This window comes from Enterobacter cloacae complex sp. S3, assembly GCF_014930495.1.
GTDB lineage: Bacteria > Pseudomonadota > Gammaproteobacteria > Enterobacterales > Enterobacteriaceae > Enterobacter > Enterobacter asburiae_B.
In genome coordinates this window covers 1-374 of sequence record NZ_JADBRD010000132.1, presented here as the reverse complement: position 1 = coordinate 374, position 374 = coordinate 1, and the positions used below count along the sequence as shown (strand labels likewise).

Here is a 374-nt window from a genome sequence, read left to right as displayed (position 1 = left end):
GTGCATAACATTAGCCTGCCACCGGGGGAATTTGGTGGTCCGTGGATTGATGCGCTGTTCACTGGTACCCTGGATCCGCACGCGCATCCTTTCTTTGCCGAGATTGCTCATCTGCGCGTTTCGGCGCATTGTCTGATTCGCCGTGATGGCGAAATCGTGCAGTATGTGCCTTTCGATAAGCGGGCGTGGCATGCGGGCGTCTCCTGTTATCAGGGACGCGAACGCTGCAATGACTTTTCCATCGGCATAGAGCTGGAAGGCACCGATACTCTGGCGTATACCGACGCGCAGTACCGGCAGCTGGCGGCGGTGACGGATCTGCTGATCGCGCTTTATCCGGCTATCGCCGAAAACATTGCGGGCCACAGCGATAT

At 57.5% G+C, this 374-nt stretch carries 1 protein-coding gene; it reads left to right on the top strand.

What is annotated here, in order from left to right; translation table 11 throughout:
- A partial coding sequence (ampD, locus tag IM317_RS23835) for a 1,6-anhydro-N-acetylmuramyl-L-alanine amidase AmpD (protein WP_193362564.1) occupies window positions 1–374 on the top strand: 374 nt, incomplete at both ends.